The organism is Mesorhizobium sp. BHbdii (assembly GCF_053848045.1).
In genome coordinates, this window is record NZ_JBSPKX010000102.1 from 1 (window position 1) to 556 (window position 556).

Annotated in this window: 1 protein-coding gene; it reads right to left on the reverse strand. The window is 68.0% G+C overall.

Features of this window, described 5'->3' with window-relative positions; translation table 11 throughout:
- Positions 1 to 556 (reverse strand): amino acid--tRNA ligase-related protein (locus ACWTU8_RS32060; RefSeq protein ID WP_455851285.1); only part of this gene is annotated, 556 nt, incomplete at both ends.

A 556-nucleotide genomic window follows, 5' to 3' on the forward strand; every position in this document is an offset into this window, starting at 1 on the left:
GATCTTTTCCACCATCACGCGGCTGAACAGGTCGGCCCAGCTGTCGTCGAGGGCCGTGCGCAGGCCGGCTTTGGTCAAGGCGGCGTAGAGCGCGTCCCGGTCGGTGCCGCCATCCGCGGCGACCGTGGCCAGGAGATCGATGCCGACATGGCGAGAAAAGGCGTCCGCCACCGTCAGCCGTTCCGGCTCGGCGAACGGATCGCATTCGCGGCTCCTGAAGGAAAAGCGCGTCGCCCCTGCCCGCGTCGCGGCCAGCGCGAGCAGATCGGCGCAATCGCGCATCAGGCTCTCGTAGGCCTCGCCCACCCGGTACCATTCGAGCATGGTGAATTCGGGATGATGCAAGGGGCCGCGCTCGCGGTTGCGCCAGACGGCACCTAGGCTGAAAATCCTGGCCTCGCCGGCGGCGAGCAGCTTCTTGCAGGCGAATTCCGGCGAGGTGTGGAGATAGAGCGGCGCGTGCGCGCCATCCGGTCCGATCGCTTGCGTGGCGAAAGCCGCCAGATGCGCCTCATTGCCGGGCGAGACCTGCAGCGCCGCCGTTTCCACCTCGATG